General features: G+C 53.5%; 11 protein-coding genes. 2 read left to right on the plus strand and 9 right to left on the minus strand.

All coding sequences use genetic code 11. The features are described from left to right. Nucleotides 1–8: 8 nt before the first annotated feature. The 5 genes from gspF to PHE17_RS06525 all read right to left on the minus strand — a co-directional run bounded on the left by gspF (nucleotide 9) and on the right by PHE17_RS06525 (nucleotide 7,420). On the minus strand, nucleotides 9–1,247 hold the full coding sequence (gene gspF, locus PHE17_RS06505; protein ID WP_301015014.1) for a type II secretion system inner membrane protein GspF: 1,239 nt from the start codon (nucleotides 1,245–1,247) through the stop codon (nucleotides 9–11). Continuing rightward, nucleotides 1,247–2,770: a type II secretion system ATPase GspE gene (gene gspE / locus PHE17_RS06510; RefSeq protein WP_363320082.1), complete on the minus strand. Its 1,524-nt coding sequence runs from the start codon at nucleotides 2,768–2,770 to the stop codon at nucleotides 1,247–1,249. Before gspE ends, gspF begins: the two co-directional genes overlap by 1 nt. Next, nucleotides 2,767–4,851: a type II secretion system secretin GspD gene (gene gspD, locus PHE17_RS06515; RefSeq protein WP_301015015.1), complete on the minus strand. Its 2,085-nt coding sequence runs from the start codon at nucleotides 4,849–4,851 to the stop codon at nucleotides 2,767–2,769. Before gspD ends, gspE begins: the two co-directional genes overlap by 4 nt. Before the next feature lie 110 nt (nucleotides 4,852–4,961). Continuing rightward, the gene (gene uvrB, locus PHE17_RS06520; protein ID WP_301015016.1) at nucleotides 4,962–6,986 is read right to left on the minus strand and encodes an excinuclease ABC subunit UvrB; all 2,025 of its coding nucleotides are present in this window, start codon (nucleotides 6,984–6,986) and stop codon (nucleotides 4,962–4,964) included. Nucleotides 6,987–7,048: 62 nt separating this feature from the next. Further along, entirely contained in the window at nucleotides 7,049–7,420 is a 372-nt protein-coding gene (locus PHE17_RS06525; RefSeq protein ID WP_301015017.1) for a hypothetical protein, read from the minus strand. Between the two features lie 202 nt (nucleotides 7,421–7,622). Between PHE17_RS06525 and PHE17_RS06530 the strand changes: the two genes are divergently transcribed. Then, a complete protein-coding gene (locus PHE17_RS06530; protein ID WP_301015018.1) occupies nucleotides 7,623–8,291 on the plus strand; it encodes a peptidase inhibitor family I36 protein in 669 nt (222 codons plus the stop codon). A gap of 46 nt (nucleotides 8,292–8,337) precedes the next feature. On the opposite strand, the gene PHE17_RS06535 is transcribed toward PHE17_RS06530, so the two are convergent. Next, the gene (locus PHE17_RS06535) at nucleotides 8,338–8,688 is read right to left on the minus strand and encodes a roadblock/LC7 domain-containing protein (RefSeq protein WP_301015019.1); all 351 of its coding nucleotides are present in this window, start codon (nucleotides 8,686–8,688) and stop codon (nucleotides 8,338–8,340) included. Between the two features lie 394 nt (nucleotides 8,689–9,082). Here PHE17_RS06535 and PHE17_RS06540 point away from each other — a divergent pair, with 394 nt between their 5' ends. Then, complete coding sequence (locus PHE17_RS06540) at nucleotides 9,083–10,069, plus strand: sugar transferase (protein WP_301015020.1); 987 nt, start codon at nucleotides 9,083–9,085, stop codon at nucleotides 10,067–10,069. A gap of 9 nt (nucleotides 10,070–10,078) precedes the next feature. On the opposite strand, the gene mutS is transcribed toward PHE17_RS06540, so the two are convergent. The 3 genes from mutS to PHE17_RS06555 are packed head-to-tail and all read right to left on the minus strand — an operon-like array spanning nucleotide 10,079 to nucleotide 14,695. Beyond that, nucleotides 10,079–12,649: a DNA mismatch repair protein MutS gene (gene mutS / locus PHE17_RS06545; RefSeq protein ID WP_301015021.1), complete on the minus strand. Its 2,571-nt coding sequence runs from the start codon at nucleotides 12,647–12,649 to the stop codon at nucleotides 10,079–10,081. Nucleotides 12,650–12,677: 28 nt separating this feature from the next. Further along, on the minus strand, nucleotides 12,678–12,848 hold the full coding sequence (locus PHE17_RS06550) for a hypothetical protein (RefSeq protein ID WP_301015022.1): 171 nt from the start codon (nucleotides 12,846–12,848) through the stop codon (nucleotides 12,678–12,680). Between the two features lie 50 nt (nucleotides 12,849–12,898). After that, entirely contained in the window at nucleotides 12,899–14,695 is a 1,797-nt protein-coding gene (locus tag PHE17_RS06555) for an endonuclease/exonuclease/phosphatase family protein (RefSeq protein WP_301015023.1), read from the minus strand. Between the last annotated feature and the right edge of the window lie 57 nt (nucleotides 14,696–14,752).

Here is a 14,752-nt window from a genome sequence, read left to right on the forward strand (position 1 = left end):
GGCGCTGCCTAATGCATGATCTGTGACATCCCACCCATCACTGGCAGCATGATTGAAAGTACAATCAGGGTGACAATGCCGCCCATGAACAATATCAGGCCGGGTTCAAGCAAGCTGAGTAAAGTCGCCATCCGCGCCTGAATTTCACGCTCTTGTTGGATTGCCGCCCGCTCCAACATGGCATCCAGCTTACCGCTGCCTTCGCCACTGGCGATCAGATAAACCATCATCGGTGGAAAATAGCCGGAACGTTCCAACGCTTTATGGATTGGCATCCCTTCCCGCACCCGTTCGGCGGCATCCAAAACCGACTCACGCATCGGGATATTGATGACGACTTCGGCGGAAATTTTCATCGCGTCCAATACTGTCACGCCACTGCCACTCAAGATGCTGAAAGTGCGGGCGAAATGTTCTGTATTGATACCACGTACAATCCGCCCAATCACAGGCAGGCGTAACAGCAAGCGGTGGTAACGGTGTTTCCACAACGGGCGGCGTAATAGCCACACAATTCCGGCAATCAGCAACGCTATGAATATCAGTAATACCAAGCCGTAACTGCCCAAAAAGTCGCTGGAGGCAATCAACATGCGCGTCAACCACGGCAATTCGAGTGGGTTGCCATGCACATCCCGCAAGCTGGCGAAGGCTTCCACCACTTTGGGTATTACAAAACGTAGCAATGCTGACACCACCCCAATGGCGACCAGCAACAGCACCGTCGGATAGGCCAGCGCTGCCATGACTTTCTGTTGGCTGTGCTGGCGGTTTTCGGTGTAATCCGCCAAGCGTTCCAAGACTTCCGGCAAATGTCCGGATTGTTCCCCTGCGCCCACGGTTGCCCGGTACAGTACCGGAAATGCTCCCGGAAATAAGGCCAAGGCATTGGCAAAGGTGTGGCCTTCCATGACCCGCGCACGAATTGCAGAGAATATGCGGCGGGAAGCATTGCGTTCGGTTTGGCGCACCACCGCGCCTAAGGCTTCTTCGATTGGCGAGCTTGAACCCACCAGCGTTGCCAATTGACGGGTCATCAACGCAAGATCGGCGGGATTGAGGCGTCCGCTGCCCAAAAAAGAACGGTTTTCAGCCCTTTTCTGTTTTTGCGCAACCTCGTTCACTTCCAGCGGGATCAGCTCGCCATTGCGTAATAACTGGCGTACTTGCCGGGGCGTATCCGCCTCCATAATGCCACGTTCTTCTTTACCTGCGGCATTCAGGGCAACGTACTCAAACGCGGGCACTAGTTATCCTCCCGTGTGACGCGCAAGACCTCATCCAACGAGGTCAGCCCCGCCAGCACCATGCGGATGCCATCATCCCGTAAGGTCAGTGCAGTCTGGTGGACGTATTCACCCATCTGGATTTCACTCGCGCAGTCATGGATCATCTGGCGTAACTGGTCATCCATTTCTATGAATTCGTAAATCCCCATCCGCCCCACGAACCCCGAATGGTTACAAGCCGGACACCCCACATGACGGTACGGGTGCATTCCTTGTAAATCATCGCCTTCAGATAAATGTTGGCGTAGCAAATCACGTTCGGCCTTATCGTGCAAAATCGGCTCTTTACACTTGGGGCAAAGCACCCGCACCAAGCGTTGCGCCAATACCCCCAGTAAACTGGATGACAGCAAATAGGGTTCCACCCCCATATCGCGTAAGCGTGCCACTGCCCCAATCGCGGTATTGGTATGCAAAGTGGAAAACACCAGATGCCCGGTCAAACTGGCTTGCACCGCAATTTCCGCCGTTTCAAGGTCACGGATTTCACCGATCATTACCACATCCGGGTCTTGGCGCAAAATGGCCCGCAAGCCCCGCGCGAACGTCATTTCGACCTTGTTATTAACTTGGGTCTGCCCAATGCCGTCGATGTAATATTCAATCGGGTCTTCAACGGTGAGGATATTGCGGCGGGCATCATTTAAATTGCTGAGCGCGGCGTACAAAGTCGTGGTTTTGCCCGAACCTGTCGGCCCTGTTACCAGAATAATCCCGTGAGGCTTTTTGATCAGTTCCTGCAAACGCTCATGCAATACAGCGGACATGCCCAGATGCGACAGGTTTAAACGTCCCGCCTGCTTATCCAACAAACGCAACACCACACGCTCGGTATGCCCAGAGGGCAGGGTAGAAACCCGCACATCCACGGCTCGCCCCGCAATCCGCAGGGAAATGCGCCCGTCTTGTGGCAAGCGTTTTTCGGCAATATCCAACCGCGCCATGACCTTGATGCGCGAAATGATCATGGGGGCAAGTTTGCGCGGCGGCTCAATAATTTCACGCAGCACGCCATCCACCCGCATCCGCACTGACATACGGCTTTCAAAGGTTTCAATGTGGATGTCGGAAGCGTTTTCCTTCACCGCCTGCGTCAGCAATGCATTGATCAGGCGGATGATCGGCGCATCATCTTCAGATTCGAGCAAATCTTCTGGCTCAGGCAAGGAACCAGCAATGTCCTGAAGGTCAGCATCGTCGCCAATGTCTTGCATCATCGACGCGCCCACTTGGCTACGGTCGTAATGCGTCGTCAGCAAGCGCTCGAAAGTTTCCGCATCCACGCTTTGGAAATGCAGTTCAGCCGGAACGAAGCGTTGCACCTCTGCCAATGCCATCGGTGTTACCCCCACACGGCATTGCACCACCACTTGCCCGGCGCTGGGTTGCAACAGTATCCCGTGACGTTTGGCGAAACTGTATGGTAACTCCCGCACCAATGGCACGGTTTGCCCGATAGCAGCAGTCTCTGTCGTGCTCATAAGGAACTGTTACAGAAGGGGTCAATGGAATTGCACTTACCATTACCCACAGCCTGCACCTTGCGTGGGGGAGGCGGTGGCGGATTGTGCAAATCGTCTGCTGAACCGCGTTCCACCCGGCTCATGTCCGCAGGTAATACACCTGAACCTTCCCGTAGGATGCCCCGGTTTGCCACATTGCTGCGCTGTTGCTGCTGTTGCATGGTGTGGTATTTTTGGCGCGTATAGGCATCTGCCGACTGTGCATCCGGCATGATCATTGGGTGGATGAACACCATCAGGTTTTGCTTGGTCTTGCTGGTGGAGTTGCTGCTGAAAATACTGCCTATCACCGGAATGTCACCCAGCACCGGAACTTTGCTGGCGGAATCACGGTAATTGTCTTCGATCAAGCCGCCCAGCACCAAAATTTGCCCATCCTCAACCATTACGTTAGTGGTAATGCGGCGCTTATTGGTGATCAAGTCGGAAGCACCCGCACTGCTGGAAGCTACGTTGGATGTTTCTTGGTCGATTTTTAGGTTGACGGTTTCGCCCCGGTTGATTTGCGGGGTAATTTTAAATTTCAGGCCGACATCTTTACGCTCGATGGTGGTGAACGGGTTGGTGGTGTCACTGGAACTGCTGGTGCTTTTTCCTGTAATGAACGGCACTTCCTGACCGACGGTGATTTCTGCTTCTTCATTATCCATCGTTACCAAGGTTGGGGTAGATAGGATATTAGTTGCTGCATCACCTTTCAGCGCTTCCACAATCGCACCAAAACTTCGGTTGCCGCCCCCTAATAATAAACCATTGGGAACATTGGGAACTGCGCCAGCCTGTACGCTGCCATACAAACCAGCTACGGTTGATAATGCACCGAAATTACTGATCCCGACTGGGCCAGAACCATCTGTTGCGCCGTTAGATACAAGTGCCGCGCCCAATTTGTTGGACAAGTCGGTGGAAACCTCAGCGATGATGGCTTCGACCAACACTTGCGCACGACGGCGATCCAATTGCGCGATGACTTTCATCATGCTTTTCTGCAAGGTGGGTGGGCCACTGATGATGATGGAATTGCTGGACTTGTCAGCCAGTACCGTCACGCCACCCTTACTGGCACTCATCGCTGCCGCAGGAATTGGGGTAGGGGCAGCACCACCCGGTGTTGTAGGTGCATCACCCGTTTGCTGCTGGATGGCTGGGGAAACCCCATTCAGCACCGCCACCACATCTTCCGCCTTGGCATAACGTAACGGAATAACCTTGGTGTCACCCTCGGTAGCGCGTTGCACGTCCAGTTTGGCAATCGCATTTTTCATGCGCTCGCGGGTCTGTTTGTCGCCAGAAATCAATACGCTGTTGGTGCGTTCATCGGCGGAAACCTTACCCCCGGTGGGTAGCGCACCGTCACCTGCTGCTCCCGTCGTCATCAAACCTTGTAAAGTAGCCGCCACTTGCGAAGCAACCGCATAATCCAGTGCCACCAGTTCAAAATCGTCATTATTCGGCTTGTCCGTGCTTTCCAACACATCGCGCAGCCGCGCCACATTTTGCGCCCGTCCGGTAATGACCACAGCGTTGCTTGACTGGTTGGGTAACACACGGGTTTCACCTGCGCCGACCAGCGGTTGCAAGGTCTGCATGGCTGTCGCTACCGGGATGTAACTCAGTTTGACGATTTCAGTAACGGTTTCGTCCACATCACTTTCGCGGGCATTGGCGACAAGCGGGGCGACTTGGGAACGTGCCTTGCCGGAAGGTACAATCTTGATTAAATTACCAGACTCTACCGCCTCCAATCCATGCACCTGCAAAATGGACAGGAACGCCTCGTACAATTGGTCTCCACTCATCGTCCCGCCCGTTACCAAGGTAATCTTTTTATTATCGGTTTGGGCGGTGGGGTCAATCAGGAAGTTTTTATGGGTCGCTTTGGCAACAATTTCAACCGCATTGGCAATTGAAACATCCCGCAAATTCAATGCGGTCACGTCTTCCGCGTTCAATGAGGTAGAGGCAACCACTAACCACAGTGTCGACGCCAACAAACCTGCCCGCAGGTATTTGTGGTGAGTGCATTTGTTTTGATTCATGAACAATGGAAACCTATGGTCTAACCGGAAAGTAGGGTGATTCTAGCACTCCGTATCCTTTCCGTGTATGCAAATTACAGGCATAAGAAACCACCCATTAAGGTGATTTCTCACTCCAAGCCAAATACCCGTGCGCGGATATGGGCAATCTGGTCACGCACAGATGCCGCTTGTTCAAACTCCAGATTCTTGGCATGTTGGAACATCTTTTCTTCCAACTTTTTGATCTGCTTGAGTGCTTGATCGGGGGTAAGTGTGCGGTATTCTGCCGCTTCTTCCGCTACCTTCTTTTCTCCCCGCGTTTTGCCCTTGCCTTTGGTGGCATTGGCGTAAGCGCCTTCCATCACGTCGGCAATGCGTTTACGGATGGTTTGCGGGGTAATGCCGTGTTGCAGGTTGTAAGCCGTTTGCTTTTCCCGCCGCCGTTGGGTTTCACCGATGGCTTTTTGCATGGAATCGGTAATTTTGTCGGCGTAAAGGATGGCTTTGCCTGCCGAGTTACGCGCTGCCCGCCCAATAGTTTGGATCAAGGAACGTTCGGAGCGTAGGAAACCTTCCTTGTCCGCATCCAAAATGGCGACAAGCGATACTTCTGGGATGTCCAAGCCTTCGCGCAACAGGTTGATGCCAATCAGGGCATCGAATTCGCCTTTGCGTAAGTCGCGGATAATTTCTACCCGTTCCACCGTGTCGATGTCGGAGTGCAGGTAACGCACCTTGATGCCGTGTTCCATCAGGTAATCGGTGAGGTCTTCTGCCATGCGTTTGGTCAATGTAGTCACGAGTACGCGCTCGTTGCGTTTGGCACGGATGCTGATTTCCGACATCACATCATCGACCTGCGAGGCAATCGGGCGGATTTCCACTTCTGGATCAACCAGTCCGGTGGGGCGCACGACCTGTTCGGCGACATTATCAGAGTGCTCCTTTTCATAATTACCGGGGGTGGCGGAAACGTAAATGGCTTGTGGGATCAGTTGCTCGAATTCGTCGAAACGCAACGGGCGGTTGTCGAGTGCGGAAGGTAGGCGGAAGCCGTATTCCACCAGCGTTTCTTTACGCGAACGGTCGCCTTTGTACATGCCGCCGAATTGCGGGAGGGTGACGTGCGATTCGTCCACGAACACGATGGCGTTTTTGGGCAGGTAATCGAACAGGCAGGGAGGGGGCGCACCCGCTGGACGTTTTGACAGGTAGCGCGAATAGTTTTCGATGCCGGAACAAAAGCCGGTTTCCATGATCATTTCGATGTCGTATTGGGTGCGTTGTTCGAGGCGTTGCGCCTCCACCAGCCGGTCATTGTCGCGTAAATGGGTGAGGCGTTGCTTGAGTTCTTCTTTGATGTGTTCGACCGCTTCCAACAGTACTTCACGTGGGGTGACGTAGTGGGTTTTGGGGTAAACCGTCAGGCGCGGCACGCGGCGTAGCACTTCGCCCGTGAGTGGATCGAAATAGCTCAAAGTTTCGATTTCGTCGTCGAACAATTCAATGCGGATGGCTTCGCGGTCAGATTCTGCCGGGTGGATGTCGATCACCTCGCCGCGCACCCGGAACGTGCCGCGTTGCAGGTCAAGGTCATTGCGGCTGTATTGCATTTCTGCCAGCCGCCGCAACACGGTGCGTTGGTCGATCTTGTCGCCGCGCACCAAAATCAGCAGCATTTTCAGGTAGGATTCCGGGTCGCCTAAGCCGTAAATGGAAGAAACGGTGGCGACGATGATCACGTCCTTACGCTCGAACAGGTTACGGGTGGCGGAAAGGCGCATCTGCTCAATGTGGTCGTTCACGGCGGAATCTTTTTCGATGTACACGTCCTTAGACGGCACGTAGGCTTCCGGCTGGTAGTAGTCGTAGTAAGACACGAAATATTCCACCGCATTGTGCGGGAAGAACTCCTTCATCTCGCCGTAAAGCTGTGCTGCCAGCGTTTTGTTATGCACAACGACAATCGCGGGGCGCTGGGTCTGCTGGATGATGTTCGCCATCGTGAAGGTTTTGCCTGAACCCGTTACCCCCAGCAGCGTTTGGTGCAATAAACCATCAGCCAACCCAGTGAGCAACGAACGGATCGCTTCCGGCTGGTCGCCAGCGGGTTGGTAGCTAGTGTTGAGGTGAAAGGAATCCGCTGCACTCATGGCTCTCTCCTGATAAGAGCCATTATCTTAGCACGGGAAACGTACTTTCAGCCTTTACACCCTCATGGGCAAAACGTAGATGGCTTGATCAAACCCTTGTCGGCGAAATGCCAACCACTGGGGTTCCACGGTACGCCCGGTGCAGTGCCGTAATATTTCATCTTGCCGAGTGCGGTATCCAACTCTGCACCAACTGTTGTGCCTTTGATGGTCTTGCCATCATGCAACAATACACCGTGCTGGCCTTCGCTGCGGCTGCCTTTGGCGCGATACCAGATTTGCAATTCCCAACCGCCTTCACGCAGGACTTTTCCTGCTGGTTGGGTAATGTCCACGCCGACACCTTCGCTCGGTAACAGCGGTTCGGCTGGTTCAACCACGCATAATGGTGCTGCTACCAGCAGGCCGATAAGTGATAAACGGAATGCGTTCATTTTTTCGCCCTCCTTGATGGGTTTAAAGAATCTTTGCCTATACTTCCACAGTACGCCGCTCTATCGGCAGACGCTTGATGAATCTCAGGAAAATTAAAAATATTAACCCATGCTGAACTTGTTTTCCTGAAACGGTCAAACCTACTAGATCACGCTGTTGCGCGTGGCTATTGTTAAAAAATCCAGAACACGAGGAATGCCAATGAAAAGGATGAAACTGGGTGGGGCAGGTGCGCTGGCCTCTGTACTTTTGCTGTTTACCCCGATGCTGTATGCCGATTGTAATTTGTACGATTTCGCACGCTATCAGGGGGCAACCCGCACACTGGGGCCGGGTGAACGTTTGGGAAATTTGGGGGCAAGCTGGGATAACCACACGTCTTCAGCCAACATCACCGAAAACTGCAAACTGACGCTCTATTCCGACCCTAATTTCCGGGGAGATAGCAAAGTACTTTCCACATCAAGCCCTTACCTTGGCAGCTTGTGGGATAACCAAACGTCTTCAGCAATGTGTACTTGCACCGCGCCACCCGAATGGAGCGGTCGCCGTTGGCATCATTGGCGTGACGGCGATGGTGCTGGCCGCCGCCCACCGCCGCCACCTGTCCGGCAGTCATGCCGCGTATACCGTGACGTAAATTTTGTGGGTGGTGAACTGGCGCTAGCAGCCAACAACAGCTACAGCATGTTGGGGGCAGGGATGAATGACCAAGCCTCTTCGGTCAAAGTGCCGCAAGGTTGTAGCTTGACGGTCTACAGCCACGAAGGTTTGGGTGGGCGTAGCCGGGTCTTTTTGGAAGGCGATTACAACTATGTCGGGGAGCACTGGAATGACCGGATTTCTTCGGCAGAATGTGCCTGCCGTTAGTCGATAATTCCCCTCCAGCTCTCTCCCCGAAAAATGGGGAGGGAGCCTAAAATTCGTAGGGTATATTGCGGGCATCCTGCAATATTTGGTCAATGGGTGCATCCAGCCGTACTTGCATCGCCAAGACTGTTTTGTTTCCGGCCTGCGTTATTAGGACATGTCCTTCCTTTCCCGTTATTACGACCTGCTCAAGATTCCCGCAAAGCAATTCTTCCAGTGAACGTTTACCCAATGAAATGACGGCTGCACTTAATGCACTGACACTATCTTCATCTATATCCTGAGAAAGTGTTGTGTAAATAGGCAAACCCGTCATGGTAACGAGCGCGGATGCTTCAATGCCTGCATTAGTTCCATTCAAGTCAGTCAGTATTTTGCTCAATGTCTCAGGGTGCATTCCATATTTCCCGGTTTTTGGTTAAAGGCATGTGCTTATTGTGGGCATTTATTGAAGTGTAGAAGTATTCAGCTTGGAAAAGGCGGATATTTTTGACGAATGCGCATAAACGTCCGCTAATCCTACAAAACACCAAAGCAAGCACGTAGAAAATCCATCGGTCTACTCGGCAAGCATCCATCATGCAGTAACAACAAGCAGTTGCTGGAAGTGCTGCCTGTGCATTTCGTCAGCCAAAAGCCATCGGTTGTAAGCCCTGCCATTGAGACATAGGGACTTTCGGTCGCATAGTCACCCTAGAAGAAATGAAAAAATTCATTAGATAAATAGTAAAAATTAATGACCGATAAGGATGTTGATCATGTTTATAACAAATAAGAGTGGAGCGTGAGCCATGTCTAATACGAGCTTAGCATTTCGGTTAGCAACAACCTCCTTCCTTCAGGAAACCGAAACCCGCGACCTTAGCAAGAGCGCCGACACACAAGCGGCATTTATTTATGTTTATTCGCCGGAAGGTGAGGCTGGGCACGTTGCCAGTATTTTGGATCGCGCTAAAATTCGGCACTGTATTAATCAGTACGAGATTCGTGATTACGCTGGAAAAGTGTTCTGCTTCCATAAACGCAGCAACCTAAGCGATGCACAAGTGGACTTTTTAGTGAACGCGGTGAGTGCTGGCGGACAAGTCGTTGCTTTGTTGGACTACCTTGAGCAACGCTTGAGTCTTGTTGAAGTGGAATTACTGCACAGTGATTATTTGTTGGACAATAACCTGATGCGCCTTTCCTTGGATAAGTCACGGCAGTGGCAGAAATTTGCTATCGACACGATTATGGCGGTTTCCCTGTTGGTGTTGACCCTGCCTTTCTGGGCATTGATTGCGTTGGCGATCAAGCTGGAATCACCGGGGCCAGTGTTCTTCCGCCAGCGCCGTACTGGATTGTTTAATAAGGAATTCGACATCCTCAAGTTCCGCTCCATGCGTCAGGATGCAGAAAAGGACGGGGTGCGTTGGGCGTCAAAGAATGACAGCCGGATAACGCGGGTCGGTGCATTCCTGCGCAAAACCCGGATGGATGAGTTACCCCAGTTGATCAATGTGCTGCGTGGCGAGATGTCCATTATTGGCCCGCGCCCAGAACGTGAGGTCTTTATCCATGATCTGGAAAAGCATGTCCCATTCTACCGTTTTCGCCACATGGTCAAGCCAGGCGTTACCGGATTGGCGCAGGTGAAATACACGTATGGCGCGTCGATTGAAGATGCGATGCACAAACACCGCCACGATATGTATTACATCAAGCACCAAAGCCTGTGGATGGACTTGAAAATATTGCTGCAAACGACCCGCATTGTACTGACCGGGCAGGGGATATAAGCCATCAACCTACGGGCATAGTTTGCGCAAACGGTAGAGTTCATCCAGCGCTTGCCGTGGGGTGAGTTCATCCGGGTCGATGGCTTGCAGCGCCGCTTTTACTTTCTCTGCTACCGCATCTTTGGGTTCTGAAGGTAGGTCGAACATCAAGGGCAATGTTTGCCCCGGCTTTGGGGCTTGCTGGCTGTGTTTCTCGAGTGAAACCAGTTTCTTTTTCGCCTGTGCAATCACACTTTTCGGTACGCCTGCCAGTTGTGCTACTTGTAAGCCGTAGCTTTGGTTGGCAGGGCCGTCCTTCACCGCGTGTAAAAACACAATCTTGTCGCCATGTTCCACTGCGTCGATATGCACGTTGGCAATGGTGCTGATTTGTTCCGCGAGTGAAGTTAGCTCGAAATAGTGGGTGGCGAATAGGGTAAAAGCCTTGCGGTCGCGGGCGAGGTATTCGGCGAATGCCCATGCCAGCGATAGGCCGTCGAAAGTGCTGGTTCCGCGCCCGATTTCATCCATCAGTACAAGGCTATGGGCGGTGGCATTGTTGAGGATGTTGGCGGCTTCGGTCATTTCCACCATGAAGGTTGAACGTCCGGTGCTTAAATCATCGTGTGCGCCGATGCGGGTGAAAATGCGGTCGATATTGCCGAGACGGGCAGTCTGTGCGGGGACGTAGCTGCCGATATGCGCCAGCAAAACGATCAGCGCGACTTGGCGCATGTAGGTGGATTTGCCGCCCATGTTTGGCCCCGTCACCATCAACATGCGGCGGCGCGAATCCATGTACAGGTCATTCGGCACGAATGGTGCGTCCAAAGTGCGTTCCACCACGGGGTGGCGTCCACCTTCAATTTGGATACCTGCGCCGTCAACCAACGCAGGGCAGTTGTAATTCAGGGTGTTGGCGCGTTCGGCGAAATTGCTTAACACGTCCAATTCAGCGATGGCTTGCGCACTGTTGCGCAGCGGGGTGAGGTGCTCCAGTAAATCGCGCAAGAGGTTGTCGTAAATGGCTTTTTCGCGGGCAAGCGCCCGTTCGCGGGCGGACAGTACCTTGTCTTCAAACTTTTTCAGTTCCGGCAGGATGTAGCGTTCTACGCCCTTCAAAGTTTGGCGGCGGATGTAGTCAGGTGGAATTTTGCTCAACTGGCTTTGCGGAATTTCTACGTAATAGCCGTGCACGCGGTTGTAGGCTACCTTGAGGTTGGTGATGCCGGTGCGGACTTTTTCCCGCGCTTCGAGATCAAGCAAGTACTGGTCGGCGTTTTCGCTTAAGTTGCGCAGTTCGTCGAGTTCGGCATCGAAACCGGGGGCAATCACGCCGCCATCGCGGATGACTACCGGCGGGTTGTCGATGATGGCGCTGTCGAGCAGGTGGCGCAGTTCTGCGTGCAGGTCGATATGGGATTGCAACTGCTGGATGTGCGGGTTATCGAGTGGCTGGATTAGCTGATGGATGCGTGGCAATACATGCAAAGAGCTGCGTAGAGTGGAAAGGTCGCGCGGGCGGGCGCTACCGAGGGCAATACGGCTGGCGATGCGTTCGATGTCGCCGATGCCGCGCAAGGTATCGTTGATGGTTTCGTAACGGTATTGGTCGAGTAGCGAACCGACGGCTTGATGGCGGTTACGCAGGGTGAAACGGTCACGCAGCGGTTTGTTCAGCCAGCGACGCAACAGGCGACTACCCATGCTGGTGGCGGTTTTGTCGATTACCGAAATCAGGGTGTTTTTGTGTTCACCGCTCAGGCTGTGTTCGAGTTCCAAATTGCGGCGGCTGGCAGCGTCGAGAATGATGCCTTCGTCGCTGAGTTCTACCGTTAGGCTGTTGATGTGGGGCAGGGCGGTACGCTGGGTTTCTTGCACGTAATTGAGCAATGCCCCCGCAGCGGCAATGGCTAGTGGTAAATGATCGCAACCGAAACCGGAGAGATCGTGCACCCCAAACTGGCGTAATAGCAGGCGTTTGGCGGTGTCGAGATCGAAATGCCACTGCGGGCGCGGGGTGGAAATGCGGTTGCGGACGAAAGCGGGCTTCCAGTCTTCATCGTGCAGGATTTCAGCCGGTTGCAGACGTTCGATTTCATTGTGCAGGGTGTTGGCGGAATCGGCTTCCTGTACGGTGAAACGTCCGGTGCTGAGGTCGATGGCGGCGATACCGTAATGGTCTTCGGTACGGGCAATCGCTACCAGCAGGTTATCGCGGCGGTCGTCCAGCAAGTAGTCATCAGTGACAGTGCCGGGGGTGAGCAGGCGGGTGATTTTGCGTTCGACCGGGCCTTTGGATTTGGCGGGGTCGCCGATTTGTTCGCAAATGGCAACCGATTCACCGACTTTCAGCAGTTTGGCGAGGTATTGCTCGACGGCATGGTAAGGCACACCCGCCATCGCAATCGGTTCGCCAGCGGAAGAGCCGCGTGCGGTGAGGGTAATGTCCAGCAGGGCGGCGGCTTTTTTTGCATCATCCATGAACAGTTCATAGAAATCCCCCATGCGGTAGAACAGCAGGATGTCGGGGTATTCGGCCTTGATGCGGAAATATTGCTGCATCATCGGCGTGTGCTGGGTCTGGGTATCCTTACTCATCTTTTCTACTTTTAGTTGCTTGTTATTCTTAGCTTTTCATCATGAAATACATGCCTGCTGCCGCCATCAGCATCCACAAGGCGACTGCACCAAGACCAAGCATTTGGGAAAGGGTGTCCATAAAAAACAGCATTGCCAAAGACAAGGCCAACAGGCCGTTGCCAATCCAAAAATTAGGGTTAGGGTCGGGAGTTTGCATCAGTCGTTGTCCGTTGGTTTGGATGGGGGGAAGTGTAACACGGTTTGGATTTAGCGCACTTCCAGCGATTGCATCAGTTGTTTGTTGTCCAACAGGTGCAACGCATTTTCCGGGGAATCAATGAACGGGTTGCGGATGCCGATGCGGGCATAGACCCAATTGTTGTAGGCGATTTCCCAGGCGCTGGGGCTGTCGATTTTCGCCCAGTGAGTCAACGTACTGATATGTTGGTTGTAAAGCTCGTCGATTTCATACACCAGCAGCATGTACAGGATGGCGCGGGCAATATCGCCCCGGTTACGCGATGGGATCACCCATTCGTGGTCGGCATCGAAACCTGTGCCGGAAAAGTTTTCCGGGTGTAATTCCAACTGGTAGGGACGCACGATTTTGTCGTCATTGAAATCAAACGGGAAGTTGGAACGTTTGGCATTCAAACCACGCTCAGAAGGGGCAAAGTTAAAGGGATTGGTGGTCGCGCCGTAACGCACATGGCGCGGCACGCCTTTGTGCGCCAGATAACGGTCGAGGAAATCACGTGGGATAATGTGTTCAATGCTGTGGCGCTGTTTTTGGTACAACTCGGTGACGGGTGATGTGCCGTAAATCGCCGTGACCCAGCCGTGTTCGGTGTCAAAGAAAAATGACCAGAAATGCTTCCACTTGTCGTTACTTTGCCATTGCTTGAAGTGCTGCGGTGATTGGTAGACACCGCCTGCGTATTCGACGAAATCTTGTCGGGTTACGATGTCCGCCACGCTGGTGATGCTGTGGGCAGGTTTTTGGTGGAGGGTAGCGATGTAATCGGGTTGCACGTCGCAGGGTAGGAATTCGACACACACTTGCCCGTGGTCGGATTGCAGGCGGTTTTCTACCCCATCGTCTTCCAGATGTTGGTTCCAAACTTCGTAGTGGCTGACTTCTGCCAATGCTGCCGGATTTTTCGGGTTCAGCGCGTTGGAAACCAGCACATAATCCAGCACATTACCTTGCCCGTGGTGGATATGGGTGAATGGGCGTACCCGCTGGCGCATGTTGGCTGCCAAGCGGAAAGTGTCTGCCAGCCGGTATTCGTGCAGGTGCAGCTTGATGCCGTGCGGCCAGTTTTCTTCTCCGACACTGCCGATGTGGTGGATGCGTTCCTGCATGGTCAGTGCCGCCAGTGGGATAGAATCTTGCGCGTCGTTGAAATCACCCATGACCACGATGGGGTGTTGGCTATCTTGCCCCAAGCGTTGGCTGATGTGGTGGTAAAGCAAGGTTGCTTCCATGCCGCGCTGCCATAGCGATGCAATCGTGCCACGTGATAGGCGCAGCAGGGTATCGCGGATGCGTTGCCGCCATTCCAGCGTATCGTCGTAATGCATGTCGAGGCCGGGCGGACGCTTGGATTTCAGGTGCAGCACGTATACCGTCACACAGCCCAAACCGGGCACGTCCAGATCGGCGCAAATGGGGCGGCGGCTGAAATGGAAACTATCGGGCAAGGACAATTCGCTGCGTAACTCAGCGGGGATTTCCAACGGATGTACTGCTAGCACCGGAAAACGTGAAGCCAGTGCCACGACCGAACGGTGGTAAATGTCAGGGGCATCGGCGAGACCGCCGGGTTCATCCACCGTGACAAAATGCGGGTAGCCCGCAGCGGCACACAATTGTTGCAGTTCCGGGACGCTGAAAACTTCTTGGAAACCGACCACATCCGCCGCCATTTGCTGGAGGCGGGCGCTGACCCAATGTTGTTTCTGCTCCCATTCGGCGGGGCTGTAGGTGTTGCGCTCATCCCGCGCATACCAGTAACAACCGGGGGCAACAAACTGGTAAAGGTTGAAGGTGGCAAATTTCATGTCGTCGGCCTCTCCAGAAAGCTATTTCAAAGCGTGCTAAGCTAATGGCTATCCAGC

It is taken from the genome of Thiothrix sp., from assembly GCF_028714775.1.
In the GTDB taxonomy this organism is placed as follows: Bacteria; Pseudomonadota; Gammaproteobacteria; order Thiotrichales; family Thiotrichaceae; genus Thiothrix.

Coding starts and splice junctions, on each gene's coding strand:
- gspE (WP_363320082.1), bottom strand. CDS start 2,770: ATGAGCACGACAGAGACTGCTGCTATCGGGCAAACCGTGCCATTGGTG.
- gspD (WP_301015015.1), bottom strand. CDS start 4,851: ATGAATCAAAACAAATGCACTCACCACAAATACCTGCGGGCAGGTTTG.
- uvrB (WP_301015016.1), bottom strand. CDS start 6,986: ATGAGTGCAGCGGATTCCTTTCACCTCAACACTAGCTACCAACCCGCT.
- PHE17_RS06525 (WP_301015017.1), bottom strand. CDS start 7,420: ATGAACGCATTCCGTTTATCACTTATCGGCCTGCTGGTAGCAGCACCA.
- PHE17_RS06530 (WP_301015018.1), top strand. CDS start 7,623: ATGAAAAGGATGAAACTGGGTGGGGCAGGTGCGCTGGCCTCTGTACTT.
- PHE17_RS06535 (WP_301015019.1), bottom strand. CDS start 8,688: ATGCACCCTGAGACATTGAGCAAAATACTGACTGACTTGAATGGAACT.
- PHE17_RS06540 (WP_301015020.1), top strand. CDS start 9,083: ATGTCTAATACGAGCTTAGCATTTCGGTTAGCAACAACCTCCTTCCTT.
- mutS (WP_301015021.1), bottom strand. CDS start 12,649: ATGAGTAAGGATACCCAGACCCAGCACACGCCGATGATGCAGCAATAT.
- PHE17_RS06550 (WP_301015022.1), bottom strand. CDS start 12,848: ATGCAAACTCCCGACCCTAACCCTAATTTTTGGATTGGCAACGGCCTG.
- PHE17_RS06555 (WP_301015023.1), bottom strand. CDS start 14,695: ATGAAATTTGCCACCTTCAACCTTTACCAGTTTGTTGCCCCCGGTTGT.